18 protein-coding genes and 1 pseudogene are annotated in these 19,593 nt (G+C 36.1%); 11 read left to right on the forward strand and 8 right to left on the reverse strand.

The features are described from left to right. Positions 1-14: 14 nt before the first annotated feature. From CBF30_RS02830 to CBF30_RS02845, 4 genes are all read left to right on the forward strand, one after another. A complete protein-coding gene (locus CBF30_RS02830) occupies positions 15-539 on the forward strand; it encodes a shikimate kinase (protein WP_126822566.1) in 525 nt (174 codons plus the stop codon). After that, positions 536-1,405, forward strand: coding sequence for a prephenate dehydratase (gene pheA, locus CBF30_RS02835; protein WP_126822568.1), 870 nt, complete (start codon positions 536-538; stop codon positions 1,403-1,405). Before CBF30_RS02830 ends, pheA begins: the two co-directional genes overlap by 4 nt. 119 nt (positions 1,406-1,524) lie before the next feature. Beyond that, positions 1,525-2,538, forward strand: a complete 1,014-nt coding sequence (locus CBF30_RS02840) for an LCP family protein (RefSeq protein ID WP_245974989.1) — start codon at positions 1,525-1,527, stop codon at positions 2,536-2,538. Positions 2,539-2,627: 89 nt separating this feature from the next. Next, positions 2,628-3,476, forward strand: coding sequence for a DegV family protein (locus CBF30_RS02845; protein ID WP_126822570.1), 849 nt, complete (start codon positions 2,628-2,630; stop codon positions 3,474-3,476). A gap of 144 nt (positions 3,477-3,620) precedes the next feature. Here the strand turns inward: CBF30_RS02845 and CBF30_RS02850 are convergent, their stop codons facing one another. After that, entirely contained in the window at positions 3,621-4,064 is a 444-nt protein-coding gene (locus CBF30_RS02850; RefSeq protein WP_126822572.1) for a MerR family transcriptional regulator, read from the reverse strand. A 170-nt stretch (positions 4,065-4,234) separates the two neighbouring features. Here CBF30_RS02850 and CBF30_RS02855 point away from each other — a divergent pair, with 170 nt between their 5' ends. The 5 genes from CBF30_RS02855 (at position 4,235) to CBF30_RS02875 (ending at position 9,249) form a co-directional block, all read left to right on the forward strand. Next, a complete protein-coding gene (locus CBF30_RS02855) occupies positions 4,235-5,707 on the forward strand; it encodes an MDR family MFS transporter (protein ID WP_245974990.1) in 1,473 nt (490 codons plus the stop codon). Further along, on the forward strand, positions 5,704-6,411 hold the full coding sequence (locus tag CBF30_RS02860) for a DUF4811 domain-containing protein (RefSeq protein WP_126822574.1): 708 nt from the start codon (positions 5,704-5,706) through the stop codon (positions 6,409-6,411). The genes CBF30_RS02855 and CBF30_RS02860 overlap by 4 nt, the downstream gene beginning before the upstream one ends. A 149-nt stretch (positions 6,412-6,560) precedes the next feature. Beyond that, the gene (locus tag CBF30_RS02865) at positions 6,561-7,322 is read left to right on the forward strand and encodes a YjjG family noncanonical pyrimidine nucleotidase (protein WP_126822576.1); all 762 of its coding nucleotides are present in this window, start codon (positions 6,561-6,563) and stop codon (positions 7,320-7,322) included. A gap of 137 nt (positions 7,323-7,459) precedes the next feature. Next, complete coding sequence (locus CBF30_RS02870; RefSeq protein WP_484444097.1) at positions 7,460-8,068, forward strand: NUDIX hydrolase; 609 nt, start codon at positions 7,460-7,462, stop codon at positions 8,066-8,068. Positions 8,069-8,649: 581 nt separating this feature from the next. Beyond that, positions 8,650-9,249, forward strand: coding sequence for a DUF1349 domain-containing protein (locus CBF30_RS02875; protein ID WP_126823751.1), 600 nt, complete (start codon positions 8,650-8,652; stop codon positions 9,247-9,249). A gap of 39 nt (positions 9,250-9,288) precedes the next feature. Here CBF30_RS02875 and CBF30_RS02880 read toward each other — a convergent pair whose 3' ends face one another. From CBF30_RS02880 to CBF30_RS02900, 4 genes and pseudogenes are all read right to left on the reverse strand, one after another. Continuing rightward, a complete protein-coding gene (locus tag CBF30_RS02880) occupies positions 9,289-10,059 on the reverse strand; it encodes a C39 family peptidase (protein ID WP_126822580.1) in 771 nt (256 codons plus the stop codon). Between the two features lie 143 nt (positions 10,060-10,202). Then, positions 10,203-11,961 (reverse strand): annotated as a pseudogene (locus CBF30_RS11865) (ABC transporter permease/substrate binding protein). Continuing rightward, a complete protein-coding gene (locus CBF30_RS02895) occupies positions 11,954-13,147 on the reverse strand; it encodes a quaternary amine ABC transporter ATP-binding protein (protein ID WP_126822586.1) in 1,194 nt (397 codons plus the stop codon). The pseudogene CBF30_RS11865 and the gene CBF30_RS02895 overlap by 8 nt, the downstream one beginning before the upstream one ends. A 187-nt stretch (positions 13,148-13,334) precedes the next feature. Beyond that, on the reverse strand, positions 13,335-13,979 hold the full coding sequence (locus CBF30_RS02900; RefSeq protein WP_126822588.1) for a GntR family transcriptional regulator: 645 nt from the start codon (positions 13,977-13,979) through the stop codon (positions 13,335-13,337). A gap of 211 nt (positions 13,980-14,190) precedes the next feature. Between CBF30_RS02900 and CBF30_RS02905 the strand changes: the two genes are divergently transcribed. Then, positions 14,191-15,135: an ROK family protein gene (locus CBF30_RS02905; RefSeq protein WP_126822590.1), complete on the forward strand. Its 945-nt coding sequence runs from the start codon at positions 14,191-14,193 to the stop codon at positions 15,133-15,135. A 118-nt stretch (positions 15,136-15,253) separates the two neighbouring features. Here CBF30_RS02905 and CBF30_RS02910 read toward each other — a convergent pair whose 3' ends face one another. Further along, positions 15,254-16,180 (reverse strand): manganese-dependent inorganic pyrophosphatase, encoded by a 927-nt coding sequence (locus CBF30_RS02910; protein WP_126822592.1) that lies wholly within the window; start codon positions 16,178-16,180, stop codon positions 15,254-15,256. 27 nt (positions 16,181-16,207) lie between these two features. Then, the gene (locus CBF30_RS02915) at positions 16,208-17,155 is read right to left on the reverse strand and encodes a LysR family transcriptional regulator (protein ID WP_126822594.1); all 948 of its coding nucleotides are present in this window, start codon (positions 17,153-17,155) and stop codon (positions 16,208-16,210) included. A 153-nt stretch (positions 17,156-17,308) separates the two neighbouring features. Between CBF30_RS02915 and CBF30_RS02920 the strand changes: the two genes are divergently transcribed. Further along, positions 17,309-18,238 carry a dipeptidase gene (locus CBF30_RS02920; RefSeq protein WP_126822596.1) on the forward strand — a complete coding sequence of 310 codons (930 nt, stop codon included), beginning with the start codon at positions 17,309-17,311 and terminating at the stop codon, positions 18,236-18,238. A 49-nt stretch (positions 18,239-18,287) separates the two neighbouring features. On the opposite strand, the gene asnS is transcribed toward CBF30_RS02920, so the two are convergent. Continuing rightward, positions 18,288-19,586, reverse strand: a complete 1,299-nt coding sequence (gene asnS / locus CBF30_RS02925) for an asparagine--tRNA ligase (protein WP_126822599.1) — start codon at positions 19,584-19,586, stop codon at positions 18,288-18,290. Positions 19,587-19,593 lie beyond the last annotated feature (7 nt).

Raw genomic sequence — 19,593 nt, forward strand, 5'->3', positions numbered from 1 at the left:
GAGAGGTGAACAAAATGACCACGATTTTTTTAATTGGCTTTATGGGAGCTGGTAAAACAACGGTGGGAAAGTTGCTTGCTCACTCTACTCAAAAGAGACATCTTGATTTAGATGTAGAAATTGAGAAAAAAGTTGGGCAGCCCATTTCGCAAATATTTTCTGAGCAGGGAGAGCTAAGTTTTCGTAAGATTGAACATGAATCGTTAAAAAAAAGTATGGATCAAAATGCAATTGTATCGACTGGCGGTGGAATTGTACTTAGCGCTTCTAATCGTGCGTTACTTCAAGAGTTTTCCTCGGAGGTTATTTACCTAAAGACGGACCCCACTGTTTTTATTGAGCGGTTAAAGCGGGATACAAAAAATGTTAGACCGCTCGTTACAGATAAAAGCGTGGAAGAGATAAGTGCCATCTATTTACCTCGTGAGGTACTATACGAGTCTTGTGCCAATTTCACTGTCAATACGAGTCTTTATTCACCAAAAGAGGTAGTAAGAGAGATTCTTGCTTATTTGAATAAAAAGGAGCAAATGCTATGAAGGTTGGCTATCTTGGTCCAGTCGGATCTTTTACACATGCAGCAATGACTCAGTTTTTTTTGACAGGTAATGAAGCGATACAAGAGGTGGCATGTGCGACTATCCCTGCTTGTTTGCGAGCTTTGGAAACAAAAAACGTAGACATTTCGATTGTTCCAATCGAAAATTCTGTTGAAGGAACGGTAAATACAACCCTTGATTTTATGTATCACGAATCGACGCAACATGTCTTAGCGGAAGTGATTTTACCAATTGAGCAGAATTTTATGGTGCATCCAGATCAAAAAGAAACTTGGGGAAATGTGACAAAAATTTTCTCACATCCCCAAGCAATTGCTCAATCACAACATTTTTTAACTGAAGATTTTCCCACGATTGAAACGTATCCAACCAGTTCAACGTCAGCAGCAGCAAAATATGTAAAGGAACATCCCGAACAAGCCCTTGGAGCAATCGGGCCCAAGAGTGCTGCTTTAGAATATGGTCTTTCAGTGGTCAAGCAAGGGGTTCAAGACCTTACCAACAATGCGACGCGTTTTTGGTTGATAGGAGAAATCGCAAAACTTCCACCTATCGCACCGCGTTTTGCACTGGAAAAGTTATCTTTAACGGTTACTATGCCAAAGAATACGCCAGGAGCATTACATCAAGTTTTATCGGTTTTCAGCTGGAGAAATATTAACTTGACGAAGCTTGAGTCGCGACCGCTAAAAACAAAGCTCGGGGAGTATTTCTTTTTAATTGAAGCTCCCCTTGAACAACCAAAGGAATTACTTGAAAATGCAATGCAAGAATTGACGTTACTTGGAGCGCAAGTTAAATCTTACGGTTATTATCCAGTTTACTCTTTAAAACCTTTACAATAATGTGACTTTAAAAACTTTGCTTTTTATTTAAAAAGTAAAGTTTTTCTTTTCATTGGGAAAAAACTAGTATATCCTTATAAAAGGAGCTTTACTTATTGTAATTTAATTGGGGTGTTATTATGTCAAGAATGGATCGATACAATCAACCGTCTGTTCAAGAGAATCAACAATCAATGGAACGACGACAACAACAAAGTGAACATCATCATCCGCCGAAAAAGAAAAGAAAAAAAAGACATTTGTTTCGAAATATTTTACTGCTTCTTTTCCTTTTATTACTAGTTTTTGGTGGATATAGTTATGCTTCATATAAAAAGGGCTTGGAAAGCGCAAAAAACGATAAAAGTATTCCTCAGATAAAAGTGGACGAATTTAATGGAGAAGCCTCTAGTGATGGCTCCGTTAATATCCTTTTATTAGGAAGTGATTCTAGAGGGGCTGATCAAGGACGATCAGATACAATTATGGTGGCACACTATAGTAAAAATAGTAAAACCCCAAAATTAATTTCTTTCATGCGGGATACTTATGTTAATATTCCAGGAGTTGGCTATAATAAAATAAATGCAGCTTATTCTTACGGGGGACCGGATCTAGTTCGAAAAACATTAAAAAACATGTTCGGGATTTCGATACAATATTATGCGATTGTTAACTTTGAATCATTTCCTAAAGTTATTGACACCTTGTTGCCTAGTGGTGTAAAAATCAACGCTGAAAAAGATTTAGACTTGGATCAAGTTTTTATCAAAAAAGGCTGGCAATCTATGACTGGAAAACAGGCACTTCAATATGCTCGGTTCCGACATGATGAAGAAGGAGACTTTGGCCGTGTTCGACGGCAACAGCAAGTAATGACCGCGATTATGAAACAAGCGGTTTCACCCAAAAGCTTATTCACTTTTGCAGAAGCAGTCGGGAAAGTTCAAGGGTATACAACTACAGATATTCCCAATAGCTTTTATCTATCTGTCGCCAAAGATTTTGTCATTGGAAGTGTAAATCCTTTAGAAAAAATGACGGTTCCGGTTGACGATTCCTGGTCCTACGAAAATTATACATCGGTGGGTAGTGTATTATCTATTGATGAGCTGAAAAATAAATTAGCCGTACAAAAATTTGTAAATGATTAACATTCCTTTATTTAGGGAGTAGATTGTTTTCTTCGTCTCTAAAATATGGTATAGTAATTTTATTGTGGTAAAAAAAGTGAGGGAAGCAAATGAAATTAGCTGTTGTAACAGATAGTACGGCTTTTCTATCTGATGAGGTCAAACAAAAAGAAAATCTTTTTGTTATTTCAATTCCTGTGATTTTGGATGGGCAAATTTATCAGGAAGGTATCGATATAAAAGCTAACGATTATTATTCTTTGCTTAAAAGTAGCAAAAAATTCCCAACAACTTCTCAACCAGCGCTAGGTGAAATGCTTGATTTATATCAAAGTATTGCCAATCAAGGGTACGATACGATTATTAGCATTCATCTTTCTTCTGGAATTTCTGGTTTTGTCAATAATTTGCAGTCCATTGCTTCTTCAGTCGAGGGGGTAACTATTTATTCGTTTGATTCTCTTATTACAAGTAGTCCAATGGGACATATGGTTGCTGTTGCACTGGAAATGGGAGAAGAGGGACGTTCAATTGAAGAGATTCTTCAGCGATTGACAGAGATTAAAGAGCATTCAAGCGCCTACTTAATTGTGAACGATTTAAATAATTTGGTTCGTGGTGGACGTTTGACCAATGGTGCTGCATTGATTGGAAGTTTGTTGAAGATTAAACCCATCTTAACTTTTACGGATGGGAAGATTGTTGTTTTTGAAAAAATTCGTTCCTCTAAAAAAGCTTTTTCACGTGTTGAAAAACTGATTGGAGAACAGATAAAGAAAAGTCCTTATCCACTTAAGTTCTTTGTGATACATGGCAATGATTTAGAAACAGCAGAAAAAGAAAAAGAAGCACTTCAAAAAAAATATCCGGAAATTGATGTTCAAATTAGTTATTTCGGCCCGGTAATCGGCACTCATTTAGGTGAAAAAGCCATTGGTATTGGTTGGTCACCGCAGTAATTTTGCAATTATAATACACGTTTAAAAACTAACAAATTTTGTTAGTTTTTTTTGCGTTGATTTTATTACCATAATATTATTATGGTAAACTGAAATGCTCTTTCAAATAAAAAATAAGTTGACCATAATTTAATTATGACCAACTTATTTTTTATTGTTAATGTTTCCTGCTTGAAAATAGCTTTTATCTGTACTTTCATCAAATATAAAGTACAGATGTTCTTCTTCATTAGCATTGAAATAACCAAAGTCTATAGCAGCTTTTCCGTCTTCGAGTTCAATAATACCTTCGTAGTTATTGATAAAAAGATGCTTCATTTTTTTGAACAACTTCATTTTTTTGTCGACTTTCTCATAGGCGGCAACAAGAGTAAACCCTTCTTCCAATAGGTCTTTCATATGTTCAATTTTAATTACAGTGTCAAGACTAAACTCCCTAAAGCGTTTACTTCTATCCACAGAGTGAATATAGCCTTTTTTTTCCCAATAACGAAGCTGACGAGTAGAAATACCAGTAATTTTGCTCACTTCGCTAATCCCAATAATAATTTTGTTTCCTTTTAATAGTTCTAGCTTTGAAGGGTGCATTATTTTCCCACCTTTTATTTCTTACCTTTATTATAGTTAGTTTCAGGGGCATGTCAACCTCAGAAACCACATTGTCAAAGAGAAAGACTTTTGTGTCAAACTGATTGACAATGAATCGGAAAAAGAGTAAAGTAATACCGTTAGTTAAATTTGAAAAGGAGATTGATATTTTGAATAATAAAAATCAAACATTAGATATATACGGAAAACCGTATAATCGTACTTTATTAGTTCTGGTATTATTAGTTGGAACATTTTGTACAGTATTAAACCAAACCATTTTGACCACTGCATTTCCAACTTTAATGAAGGCTTTTGATGTTTCAGCTTCTACAGTCCAGTGGCTGACAACTGGTTTTTTGCTTGTTAACGGAATTATGATTCCGATTAGTGCGTGGCTTGTCAATAAGTTCCATACTAGATCGCTTTATATGGCCGCTATGGGGACATTTTTAGTTGGAACTATTGTTTGTTATGTGGCACCAAATTTTTCAACATTATTGATTGGACGCTTAATTCAGGCAGCGGGTGTAGGAGTATCTATGCCGATTTTACAAACAATTATGCTGTCTATTTTTCCACCCGAAAAACGTGGGGCAGCAATGGGCATGGCTGGAATTGTTATTGGGCTTGCACCTGCAGTTGGTCCGACATTGTCTGGATATATTATTGATTCATATAAATGGAATGATTTATTTGGTATTATTATCCCGATTGTAGCAATTGTTTTAGTCTTATCTTTCTTTTTAATGAAAAATGTGATTGAACTTTCAAATCCTAGTATTGATATTCTTTCAATCATCCTTTCAACAGTAGGTTTTGGTTCTTTCTTATATGGGATTTCCAATGTAGGAACAAAGGGCTGGACCGATGCAAGTGTGTTAATTTACATGTTTGTTGGAATTGCCTTTATTGCTTTATTTACGTGGAGACAGTTAACGATGGAGCATCCATTGCTTGAATTAAGAGTATTTAAATCAGTCGAATTCACCTTATCAGCGGTCCTTGTGGGAGTTACAAGTATGGCGATGATTGGTGCTGAAATGGTTCTTCCTCTTTATATTCAAAACATACGCGGGGAATCAGCTTTTCATTCAGGATTAATGTTACTTCCAGGAGCACTTATCATGGGCGCTATGATGCCGATCACCGGAGCAATATTTGATAAGATGGGGGCTAAAAAGTTAGCAATTGCAGGAATGTTTATCTTAATGGTTGGAACTGCTCCCTTTATCTTTTTAACAAAATCAACTCCAACCATCTATATTATTGTTTTGTATGCCATTCGTATGTTTGGAATTTCAATGGTTATGATGCCTGTGACAACATCTGGGATGAATGCTTTATCCAGAACGATGATTAGCCACGGAACAGCTGTAAATAATACTTTCCGTCAGATAGCAAGTTCAATTGGAACTGCAATTTTAATCAGTGTTTTAAGCAATGTTACCACCAATAATTTGCCTGCAAAATCTGTCTTAGCTAAAACACCATTAAGCTATAAAGATCAAGCGATTAGTGCGACGCTTCAGGGGTATCATGCCGCCTTTTTGGTCGCGACACTCTTTTGTTTAGCTGGATTTATCATTGCAATGTTTTTGAAAGACAAAAAAAGAGCAGCTATAGGAGGTGCTGAAAAATGATTATTGCAATCTTAATTGTTAGTTTATTAGCCTTTACGTTATCCATTATTTTTGCAAAAAAAATCTGGCGTCCAATCTTTATTTTTATTTTTGGTTGCTGCTTTATTTTTTCGGTTGTCGCAATCATTGGTAATGATCACTACCATTGGGGCATGGAAAAGAAAACGAAGGAATCCTCGCAACCGCTTGTTTCAAGTAGTGCTGAAAAAGGTATGAATTTATTATTATATAAGCAACTAGGAACAGGTTCAGAGAAGGTTTATATTTACCGTACAAAGGAAACACAAAAGAAAGTTTCAGTAACAGGAACTGACACAGTTACGAATAAAGTCAAAACCGTAATGACAACGCCGAAATTAAAAATTAAAACAACTCGATGGGTTTATAAAAATGATTTTTACTCTTTATTATTTGGAATTTCAAAAAATAATCAGAAATACGATTCGAGAGTATATACATTTGAGGTAGGAAAAGATTGGCTTATACTTAGTACTGATCAAGCCACGGCATTTGGGAAAGCTGTAAAAGCACAAGAAGCTTCTATTAAGGAAGGTGCGACTGAGTATGTAAAATCTAAACTAACTTCCGAATTGACTAAGAATCCAACTATGAGCCAAGTAGAACAACAACAACTTACAGCAAAGTATGCTGCTGAATATCAACAACAAGCGATTGCTAAAATCCTTAGTGAAATCAAAAAATAATAAAAAAGAAAAGGTGAGTAAACCTTTTCTTTTTTATCTTCACGAAGTAACTAATTAGTAAAGCTTTCTTTTTGTTTGCTATTTTTCTCATTATCTAGTAAGATAGCGATATTGTTGTGCTTTAGTGTTTGGGATTAGAGATTTAATTTATGATTTTAATAGAGGTGAGAGAGTTGAGAAAGTACACAACTTTAATTTTTGATTTAGATGATACTTTATTTGATTTTAAGGCATGTGAAAAAAATGGTCTGAAAAATGTCTTTGCACATTATGGACTTCAATATAATGAAGAAACTTTTAGAGAATACGAACTTGTGAATCAAATGATTTGGCGGGAAATTGAGCAAGGAACCGCGAATAAATCAGAAATCTTGAATCAAAGATTTCGCTTATTTTTCCAGAAATACCAAATTGAAGTTGATGGTTCTGAAGCTGAAAGTATGTACCGAAAATATCTTGACCAGGGCTATCATTTAATGCCAGCTGCAGATAGCTGCTTAAAAGAGTTGAAAGAAAACGGTTTTCGTATTTTTGCAGGGACCAATGGCTTTGGTAGCACGCAGCGTGCCCGCCTCAAAGGTGCACACTTGGAACATTTTTTTGAAGATACTTTCATTTCAGAAGAAATTGGCTATGAAAAACCGGATAAACGCTTTTTCAATGCGATTTTTGCTCAAATTCCGGACTTCAATTCTGATGATACATTGATGATTGGGGATCGATTGTCTGCGGATATTGTGGGTGGAAATCAAGCTGGAATTGACACTTGTTGGTTTAATCCAAACAAGCTTGACTTGATTCAAAGTCAAGCACAAAAACCAACCTATATTATGACCTCGCTAAACGACTTAGCTGAGGAGCTAATTGCTGCTTGGCAAATCAGTCAAACGGCCGAACAAAAAGGTAGATAACGAAACTTATCTAACTAATCTTGCGCTTGCCTATTGGGAAAAAAGGATTCTTTCACTTTTTATCCTATAGGTTTTTTTGTGTTATTTATGATAGACTTGGTATAAGAAGTGTCATAATAAAAAGGAGGGTAATGCCAATGGATTTAGCCAACTATTTAAAAAGAACACTTGCAATTGCTCAAGCTGGTAAGGTCTATGGTAAAGATGTCTACGACCAAGAACGTTACTGTGAATTAGAAAAAATCACTTTTGATATGCTCTCTAGTATTTCTGGGCAAGATCAACGGTTTGTTCAAAATTTTTTTGCAGAAGAAAAAGGGTATCCAACTCCAAAAGTAGATGTTCGAGCTTTTATTAGGCATGAAAGCAGTGTTTTGCTTGTTCAAGACAAAAAAAGTAAAGAATGGTCATTACCAGGTGGTTACGCTGAAGTTGGGTTTTCACCAAAAGAAAATATTATAAAAGAAGTTAAAGAAGAAACTGGACTTTTGGTCAAAGTTGAGACACTTTCTCAGCTAATAGATACAGATAAAATGAATGATGGAAATAAGCCTATCCAGTATTATAAGCTGATTTTTACTTGTTCGGTTGTAAGCGGAACCATTCACCAAACCGATGATTTGGGTGAAATCAGTAAGGTCGATTTTTTTTCAATACATGAGTTACCAAAGCTTTCAACTAGACGTACCACGAAGGAACAACTCCTATCGCTAATGAAAAATAATCATAATCTTAAGTTGGACTAGTCAAGTTCAACTGATTAGGATGAGAAAATAAGACCATGGCGTTTAGCAACAAACAATATAAAAATTTCTCTGAATTTGGGCTAAGATTCAATTACTTTAATGCAAACAATCTACTTTGTATAATATATATTATGTAAACTAGAATTAAATTTTCCTATTTACCTTTTACCTTAGAGAAATGTTTGTGCTTCCGCTCTCTACTAGCTGCCTTAGCCTCTCTTAATCATTTTAGCTGGAAAAATTGATAGACAAATAGTGACCTGTTATATCGCTTTATTTGCGTCTATAAGGCGTTTTAAGAGTCCCTTTTTAAAAATTTTGATAACCAACCGTTAAGATCAAAAACGTTGTACGCTAGTATAATATATAATAAAAGTAAATGATTTTAAGCTAAACAGCAGCTTCATCGTTATTTTTTCAATCAGAATTAAAAAAATCACATTTTTTATCTTCGCTCTCGGCTTCTTTATAGCGCTCAAGTATTAGTGGGTAAATTTAAGTTTCTATGTTCTTTACTTATATTTTCTTTTTTGATAAGGTGAAACCGAGTACAAAACTATTCTTTAGGAGGAATTGGCATGATAGATTTGGCAAAATTTAAATGGACTCGCCTACCTGCCCATTATGAGGTCTTAGATGATTTTGTAGAAATTCAGACGAAGCCACACACAGATTTATGGCAACGAACGTATTACCATTTTCAAAATGATAATGCACCCGTTTTTCAAATGGAAACGGACAAGAAGTTTTTTAGTTTTGTGGTCAAAACAGATTTTACAGAAAGTCACCACCGTTTTGATCAATGCGGTATCGTGCTCTATCTGGATAGTGAAAACTGGCTAAAAGGCTCAATAGAGTATGAAAATGAAACTTTTCAACATTTAGGAAGTGTGGTAACCAATCAAGGATATTCGGATTGGGCCACCACAACAATCCCTGCTAACGTGAAGTCGATGTGGTATCGGCTAAGCAGAAGAGAAAATGATTACCGAATCGAATGTTCAACGGATGGGTGTCATTTTCAACAGATGAGAATCTGCCATATGACAAAAGCTACAGAGACGATTCGTTTTGGAATTTATGCTTGTTCTCCTGAAGAGTCAACCTTTAAAGCTACTTTTACTAATATAGATTTATTAGAGTGCCAGTGGCATGCTCATGATGGTCAAACGCCAGATTAACTAAAAAAACTTGATTGGGCCTATTCCCAATCAAGTTTTTTATGTTGTTTTTTGAATCGTAACTGCTTGTCGTCCCATTTGAATCCATGCCTGTTTGAATGAAGTTCGGTCCACTTTTTTGTCTTTTTCTCCGTAAGGGTCGTTAACATAGATATAATGTTCATCATAACCGGTTACGACAACGCTATGTACACTCCAACTAATTTCTACTTCACCATTAGCGGTTTGCCAAGTTTCCATATCATCTGTCGGTGCATAATTGACTGTGGTAATGACCCAAACAGGATTACCATTAGAAAGAGTATTTAGCAAAGTGTTGAAGGAATGATTGCTTAAATCTACGACTTTTAAGTCCTCTCCTACATAATCTTGTGCTAGTTTGGCGATGGGTCCATGGTAGACACTATAGCCTTTTTCACTCCCATCGATACTTCCCACAAACCCTTGATTGGGGTCTCCATAATTTCCATTTTCATCGGTCAAAGGAACAACAGCAATATTTTGGGCTAGTTCATTTTTTGTAACGGAAATCCCACGATAGTTTAGTAGCATGGCAAGACTTGTCACTTCACATCCGTTATAAAGTGAAGGCTCATCCAATTGATTAAGCAATGGAACATCCAGTTGAATGCTCTTTTTTTTCACAATATTTGCGGTACTGATGTTCGATGAGTCGACATCAGCAGCATGAGAGTCATCTTTAAAATAGTACTTCCATCCACTATATAGTAAACATAAAATCACCGGAATCAAAATAAGTTTTAAAAAAAAGCGTTCGATCCTCGTCAATAAATGTTTCTTTTTGCGCATAACTTTCTCTCCAATACGTTTAATCCACAACAGCCAAGTCAATTCCCTTTATATTCTACCCATATTTACTCCAAATAACAACTTTAAAAGCTTTTATTTTTATAAACAAAAAAGATTCTTGAAAAATCAAGAATCTTTTTTGTTTAGTTAATCCCTTTTGTCCACTCTTTGACTTTACCAGGATTTTTTGCAATCCAATCTTTGGCTGCTTGTTTTGGATCTTTACCATCATGGATTTCAAGCATGACCTCATTGATATCTTTTTCGGTCCAATTAAATTTGTCTAACACTTTATATGCTTCAGGTGCATCTTTTTTAAGACCTTTCCGAACCATTGTGTTAATACTTTCCGAACTTCCATAGATATTTTGTGGATCTTCTAAGAATTTCAGTTTGTACTTAGTAAACATCCAATGAGGGGCCCATCCAGTGACTACAATTTCTTTTTTGTTTTTGTAGGCTTGGCCCAGCTCAACAGCCATCGCTCCAGTAGAAGATGAACTTAGTTTCCAATCGGAAAGATTGTTATAAATTTTAAGTCCCTTTTCTGTGGTAATCATTTCTCCAGCTCCAGGCTCAATCCCCGTAATGGTCTTACCTGCTTCATTTTTTAAATCAGCAATAGAATTAACGTTCATATAAGCAGGAACAACTAAACCAACTTTAACCCCTTTTAGGTTAGGACCAAGGTTTTCAATGTCTTTTTTATATTTTTCGTATTGGGATGCATGTGTATTTGGCAACCAAGCCGATACCATTGCATCTGTTTGGCTCTTGGATAATGATTCCCACATAACTGCATTGTCTAGTGGGGTTAGTGATACTTTATACCCCAAATCTTCTAGTACTTGACCAATTACATTTGAAGATGCAACCTCTGTATCCCACTCAACGTAAGCAATATTGATTGACTTTCCTTTAGCAGCGGAAGAACTTGAAGAGCTAAAGGAACTTTGATACACACCAACAACGATTCCAATAAGTGCAAGTGCTCCTACTACAAACGTAGTGATGCGGCGAACCTTAACTTTTTGAGCATTTTGTTGAGATTTTTCATTTTTAATGTTTAGATATTTGTGTAAATCGATCTAGGATAATCGCCAAGATCACTAGAGAAAGTCCTGCAACAAAGCCATTTCCAACTTGTGCTCTTTGAAGTGCAGATAAAACTTGGCGTCCTAGTCCAGGTGCACCGATCATAGACGCGATGACTACCATTGAAAGAGAAAGCATAACAGTTTGGTTAACCCCCGCCATAATAGTAGAACGCGCTAATGGCAATTCGACTTTAATTAGTTTTTGCCAACCTGTGCTCCCAAACGAATCAGAAGCTTCTACCAACTCTTTTGGAACTTGACGAATGGCTAAGTTCGTAAAGCGAACAGTGGGTGCAAGTGCAAAAATTACGGAAGCAAATACCCCAGACACGACACCAATTCCAAAGAAAGCAACAGCTGGAATCAAGTAAACAAAACCAGGCATTGTTTGCATAAAGTCTAAAATTGGTGTGATAATATTTTTAGCAATTTGACTTTTTGCCATCAAAATTCCCAAAGGGATTCCGAGGATGACCGCAGTCAAGCTTGAAACAATGACTAAGGTGATTGTGTTCATCAGAGGCTGCCATAATCCTTGATTATAGATATAAAGCAATCCAATTAACGTAAATACTGTGAAGCCTATTTTTCTCTTAGATGCGACAAATGCAGCAATAGCTACAATTGCAATAAAGGCAAACGGTGGAATCCATACTAGAAAATTCGTAATACCGTCCATGAGCGAGCCACCAACAGATTGGAAGAAATTAAACAAACCTGAAAAATTGGTGGTTAACCAAGCTGTAAACGTCTCTACCCAACTTGCTACTGGTAATTGATTCGTACCAAATATGAAGTTACTCATTTGTGTTTCCCTCACTTTCCGTTGCTAAAGATTGTAAGATGATTCCGCGGATAATTACTCCTAGGACTTTGCCGTCTTCTACCACTGCAACTGGCGTAGTGGCGTCATGGATGACATTGAAAATATCATTTACTAATGTATCTTTTTCAACTGTAGGGATATCTGTACGAACAAATGAGGCAAGCGGTTTGTCTTCTTTTTTCGCTTGGAGCGCATCGTCAGCGGTGATATAACCATGTAGTTTTCGTCCTTTGCTAACGGCTACCAGAAGACTCACTTCCTCTTTTCGCATTCGATTTAGCGCAACATTTGGTCCGTCATTATTGATGTTTAATGTAATTGCAGGAACCATGATGTTCTCGGCCGTCAAAACTTTCGAACGATCGACATCTTCCACAAAGGATTCAACGTAATCATTTGCAGGATTTGTCAAGATTTCTTCTCCTGTTCCAACTTGAACCACTTGACCATCTTTCATCAATGCAATTCGATCTCCGATTCTAAGAGCTTCATTTAGATCATGTGTGATGAAGATGATGGTTTTTTGCACTTTTTCTTGTAATTCCAATAATTCATCTTGCATTTCTCTACGGATAAGCGGATCTAACGCAGAAAAAGCTTCGTCCATTAATAAGATTTCAGGATCATTTGCTAATGCGCGAGCCAAACCAACCCGTTGTTGCATTCCTCCAGAAAGCTGATTAGGATATTGATCTTTGTAAGGAAGCAAGCTTGAGTTTTCTAGCGCTTTTAAAACTCTCTTTTCTCTTTCAGCTTTGTCGACCCCTCGGATCTCTAATCCAAACTCGGTATTTTCAAAAATAGTTCTTTGTGGAAATAACCCAAAATTTTGAAAGACCATGCTCATTTTTGTACGTCTTACTTCGCGTAATTCTTTTTTGTCGATATTGGCAATATCAACTCCGTCTATAAAAATATTCCCACTAGTCGGTTGAATGAGGCGATTTAGTAAACGAATCAAGGTTGATTTTCCACTACCAGAAAGGCCCATTATAACGAAAATTTCACCCTCATTCACCTCGAAATTTGCGTCATAAACACCTACTGTAGCGCCAGTCTTTTTCAAAATTTCAATTTTAGAACGATTCTCTTGAATCATATCAAGCGCTTGTTTTGTTTTTTTCCCAAAAACTTTTGTTACATGTTTGACTGTAACTTTACTCAAATAAAAACTCCCTTTCTATTTTTAGTGTAACGAAAACTCCTCACTTAAAAGTGACTACACAACATTAACACAAAGTTGTCACATGAGTCAAATAACTCAAACTTATAAAGAAAACGTTCTATTGACTGTTATAGCAATACAAAAAACAGATTAGAAAAATCCTAATCTGTTTTTTTCTCATTAAATTTTAATTTTCTTGTGGATAGAGAAAGTTTTGAACAAATTGTAATGCGGATGAATTTCCCACAAAATAAATGATATCTCCTGAAAAAAGTTGCGCATAAGGACCAGGAGAGATAAAGAAGTCAGGTCCTCGTTTAATGGCAACTAGTGTTGCAGTTGTATTATGCCAAAAGTTAATCTCCTGAATAGTTTGATTTAAATAAAGCATATTATCTGTGATTTCTAACTGATATGGATTGAGTGGATTGAGATATCTAAACCGTTCTGTCTGATCGATTAATTTATTTAAACTGTTATTGAAAGAAGCGAGCTCATTTCGCTGTCGTATGACACTATCATTAATTTCTTTTTTTAATTCATCTAAAGTTTGAATATCGCTGAATTGTTTGACGAAGTTTTGGGCATTTGTGTAAGAAGTAATATACGCACCACTTCCATGTCTAGATGCGACAATATCTAAATCAACGAGCACTTGTATGGCCCTTCTTGCTGTTTCAGGAGAAACACTGTATTGTCCGGCAATGGTTGAACGCGCAGAGAGTTTGTCGCCTAACTTATATTTATTATCTACAATTTTAGCCGCTAAATCGGCGGCAATTTGTTGGTATCTTGGACGTGATACTTTTAATTTTTGTTTATTCCCGTTCAATTATTCCATCCACTCCATTTCTATACACCTGATTTTTCATTGCTTAATATATAAGTGCCACACTAATCAGTCGTTTACTTATTATCATAGCGAAGAAAAGAAAAATTTCAAGTCTTTTTTAGTTAACATAATAAAATTATGAACTACTTGGGATTGCATATTTAAAATGGTTGCTTTATGATAGAAGTATAAAATTAAAGAAGGTGAAAAAATGACACTATTAGTAATTGATATTGGAGGCTCTGCGATTAAATACGGATTGTGGGAAAATAAGGAACTTCACCATACTGATGAAGTTCCCACTCCGCTCACACGTGGTAGTTTTTATGATCAACTGCAGGAAATCAAAGAAAAATTTACAAAAGAAAAGACTCTAAAAGGAGTTGCTATCAGTTCTCCTGGGGATGTTGATGAGGAATCTGGCTCTGTAAATGGCGTGAGTTTTGTCCCCTTCTTACACTTAGGCCCGATTATCCCTCAAATGGAGCAACAGCTGAACTTGCCAATTTCAATGATGAATGATGCAGATTGTGCAGCCCTTGCTGAGCTTCGGATGGGCGTTGCTAAAAATGCAGATAACCCGTTATTCTTAATTATAGGCAGTGGTTTGGGTATTGCCTTTGCAAAAGACGGTCAGGTGGTCTCTCCTACTGATGCCAAACAGCCAGAACTCAAAGATTTGGTTGCCAGAAGCATTAAAAATTTAAATAATTCGAACGTCTCCCCTGTTCAGATTGGGCGCCGAGTTTCGTTGAAGAAATTCAAACTACCTTCAAGTATTGACGGCAAAGATGTGTTTAAGCTAGCTGAAGTAGATGATCCCATTGCCAAAAAAGAGGTCAACAAATTGTATCAGTCACTCGCAGAAGTATTATTATCACTTAATTTGTCGTATCACCCTGAATTTATTGCCCTAGGTGGTGGAGTGAGCCAACAAGAAGGCTTTTTAGAAAATATCCAACAAGCGTTGGCAGAAACGATTGACAATCAAGCTGGAATAGCTGAATGGTTTAAAAATTTTTTCACCAGTAGTGATAAAAAAGAATCATTACAAAAGGAAGATTTCCCTATTGTCAAAATTTGTCAATTTAAAAACCAGGCCAATCTTATTGGAGCGGCTCTTCACTTTGAAGAAAAGTATCCAGAAAAGGCATGAATGATTAGTCCAAGACAAACCTAAAAAAAGAGCCTAGAACATAAAAGTTATGTTCTAGGCCCTTAGTATTTAACAGAAACGGAGGAAGTAGAAATGACCTCTTCTGCTTCGCTCTTTTTTATTTAAAAGCTTCTGTTAGTTGAGGAACCACTTGCTTTTTACGTGAAACTACGCCTTTTAATGTAGCGGTATTATTAGTTAATTCAGTTTGGAAGGCTTTTTCGACCTTCTCTTTGTCTTGACCGACTACAAGTATTTCTGAATCACTATCTAAAATATTTGTAATAACTAAAACAAATAAATCATAGCCATTTTGCTTGTTTTGCGCTTCCATGGCTGTTTCTAGAGCAGCTTGTCTAGCTAAGACTTCAGCGACATCAACCGTATTTACTTGTCCGATACGAACATTTTTGTTCCCCATTGGGAAACTTTTTGCATCAGAGTTAAGTAATTCTTCTTCTGTTTTATCGCTTAAGTTGGTTCCAGCCTTTAGCATTTCAAGGCCGTAAGCTTCCAAGTCAACCTCAGCGATAGCAGCTAGTTCTTTGGCCGCACGAATATCTTCTTCCGTACAAGTAGGTGATTTGAAAAGTAACGTGTCAGAAATAATTGCTGAAAGCATTAATCCTGCAATATTTTGTGGAATAGTGATAGCATGCTCTTTATATAATTTTAAGATAATGGTGTTGCTGCATCCAACAGGCTCTGCTCTGTAATATAAAGGATTAGCCGTTTCAAAATTAGCAATTCTGTGATGATCCACTACAGCAAGTACGTCTAGATCTTTAATATCTGTAACACTTTGTTGCGCTTCATTGTGGTCAACAAGCATTACTTGCTTTGTTTCTTTCAAAGCAGCTGTAATGACACGTGGTGCTTCTGTTTTAAATGTATTCAGGGCATAGGCTGTTTCTTCATTGACTGTACCAAGTGCAACCGCCTCAGCCTCTACTCCTAATTGTTTTTGCAAATGTGCAAAAGAAATTGCTGCCGTAATGGCATCGGTATCTGGATTTTGGTGTCCGAAAATTAGTACTTTTGACATGTATCGTCTCTCCTTAGATGATATGGTTTATTTTTTTAAACGGGATATATAGTCCTCGTCTTCTAAATAGTGGTCAAACATTTCCAAAAAGTGTTTAATCCTAGGGATTTTCTCTTTTTCTTTTCTCAAAACAAATGTTAGATCCATTTCTAAAGGTGGATTGAAGGGAATTGCGCTAAGGTTTCCCTCGCACTCATGAGCTTGAAAAAAAGATTTTGGAAGTGCAGTATAGGTTCCAGTTTCATTGCTAAATTTAAACATCTGCGCTGGTTTTGTAAAGTAAGCCACACTTTCTGGAACTGGTAGCTGCTTACGTTTGAAAGCATTTAAAATTACTTGTGAAACAAAGTAAGCTTTCGGATAAGTAACCCAAGGTTGTTTCAAGGTTTCAGAATAAGAAATTTCAGTCTTTCCTATAAAATCAGAATTATGGTGCAAAAATAGAATTTCATCTTTTAAAATACTTTTCGTGGCATAAGCACGCCAGTTATCAATGAGCTGCTCTGGCACGTATAAAACAGCTAAATCTATTTTTCCAGTTTCTAGACTGTTCCAAACTTCCTTTCGGTTAACCATCAAAATAGTAATTTCTACAGATGGATATTTTTTAAAATAGTTAACAATAAAGTCTGTAAAAACTTTATCTTCAATTGAAGCAGAAATACCGAGAGTGATTTTTCCACTTACTTCATTGGTATCTTGTTGAATAGATTCTGTGGCAATTAGGAGTGAATCATATATTTCTTCAATGGTTTTTTGCATGATTTTTCCGGCATTAGTGAGGTAAAGCTTTTTCCCAACGCTGTAAAATAGTTCTGCCCCAACATTGTTTTCTAGTTTTTTAATTTGTTGAGTCAGTGCTGGCTGTGAAATTCCGATACGCTGTGCTGCTTGCGTGTAATTCATTGTTTCAACCAATTGTAAGAAATATAAGAATGACTTTGAGGATAATAATTTATCTAACTGCGGTTTCACTTCTTACTCACCTGAATTCTTTAAGATATCTGGTAGTATTATAGCATAAAAAATTTTCTTTATGGGAATCAAGCCTTAAAAATCACAGAAATATTAGGAAAATAGACAAAAAAAGACTATACTTAATAAAAGAAATAAAGGAGGAGCAAACATATGAAAATTGTCGATTTACATTGTGATGCCCTAATGAAATTCCAACTTAGTAAGGGGCGGTTAAATTTTGAGAACAGTCCCCGCTTAGATGTTAATTACCAAAATATAAAAAAAGGAAATATTTGGATTCAAGCATTTGCTATTTTCATTGATCCTGAAATACCTTTAGAAAAAAAATTTGAGGCTGCTCTTGAGCAGATTAAGTTTTATCACTCACATATTTTGGCAAGGAACAAGCGGCTTCATCCCATTACGGCCTGGGAACAAATAAAAGAGCTCAAAGAGGGAGAAATTGGCACTTTTTTGACGTTAGAAGGCGTCGATGCTATTGGGGATGATTTAAGCAAACTAGAAAAATTATTAGATTTAGGGGTCCTATCAGTAGGATTGACATGGAATAACGCAAATTATGCTGCTGATGGTGTGGGCGAACCACGCGGGGCTGGTTTGACCGAGTTTGGCTACCAAATTGTTCAGCTTTTAAACGAACGTCATTGCTTTACGGATGTCTCTCACCTTAGTGTGAACGGTTTTTGGGATGTTATGGAGGTTGCCAAGTATCCAATTGCGAGTCATTCAAATGCTAAAGCTATTTGGAATCACAGAAGGAATTTGGATGATGAGCAAATAAAAAAAATGATTGAAAAAGAAGGCTTGATTCATGTTGTTTTTTGTCCAAGATTTACACATGAAAATACTAAAACTGCCTCTATTCAAGATTTACTTCCTCATATTGACCATCTACTTGCATTAGGTGCTGAAAACATTATCGGTTTTGGTTCGGATTTTGATGGTGTGATGGACCATTTTTCTGATTTAAAAACAAGTGCGGATTACCCTAAGCTGATAGAAACTTTGGAAGAAATCTATGCGAAAGAAATCGTTCAAAAAATAGCCTATCAAAACTTTCTGAATCATTTACCTAAATAAAAAAAGAGCCAGAAACGTAACTTTCCAGTTATGTTTCTGGTTCTTTTTATTATGGATAAATTCTGTTTAAAAGTCTTGGGAATGGGATTGACTCACGTACGTGATCAATTCCTGACAACCAAGTAACGGTTCTTTCAAGGCCCAAACCAAAGCCTGAATGTGGAACGGAACCATATTTTCTAAGATCTAAATACCAAGAATATTCATTTTCATCCAAACCATGCTTTTGGATTTGTTCAAGTAAAAACTCATAGTCAGTTGCACGTTCACTACCACCGATGATTTCGCCGTATCCTTCTGGTGCAATCATATCCGCACATATCACAATATCTTCACGTGTTGGATGTGGTTTCATGTAAAATGGTTTGATTGCTTTGGGATAGTTTAAAATGAATACTGGTTTCTCAAATGAATTGGCAATAAAAGTTTCATGCGGTGAGCCAAAATCATCGCCCCACTCAATATCTTCAAATCCATTATCTTTTAACAATTGTACGGCATCATCATAAGAAATTCTTGGGAAAGGTAATTGTGTGTACTTCTTGAGCAATTCTTTGTCACGTCCTAACACATCTAATGCATACTCGCAATGTTCTAAGACATTTTGGACCAGATAAGCAACGTAAGCTTCTTGAACTTCTAAGCTTTCTTCCTGGTGCGTATAGGCCATTTCAGGTTCAATCATCCAGAATTCAATCAAGTGACGTCTTGTTTTTGATTTTTCTGCTCTAAAAGTTGGGCCAAAAGAAAAGACTTTGTTAAAGGCCATTGCGGCTGCTTCCATATATAATTGCCCACTTTGGGAAAGATAAGCTTCTTGATCAAAGTACTCTGTATGGAATAACTCTGTTGTTCCTTCTGGTGCGCTTCCTGTCAAGATTGGTGGATCCACTTTGACAAAACCGTTGTTGTTAAAAAACTCATAAGTCGCACGGATAATCTCATTCCGAATCATCATGATTGCATGTTGCTTGCTTGAACGAAGCCATAAATGACGATGATCCATTAAAAAGTCAGTCCCGTGTTCTTTGGGAGTAATCGGATAATCATGACTTTCTCCTACAACTTCAATCCCTGAAACACCAATTTCGTAACCAAACTTAGAACGACTGTCCTCACGAATTTCTCCAGTAATTATTACTGATGTTTCTTGAGTAAGGTTTTTGGCTGTATGGAATAGCTCTTCACTAACCTCATTTTTCACCACTACTCCTTGAAAATATGCTGTTCCATCTCTTAATTGTAAGAAAGCAATTTTCCCGCTTGATCGTTTATTGGCCACCCACGCACCAATTTTTACTACTTCTCCAACATGATTTTTTGCATCAATAATTTGAATAGTTTTCATTCAAAAT

The sequence above is a fragment of the Vagococcus entomophilus genome, assembly GCF_003987595.1.
GTDB classification, from domain to species: Bacteria; Bacillota; Bacilli; order Lactobacillales; family Vagococcaceae; genus Vagococcus_E; species Vagococcus_E entomophilus.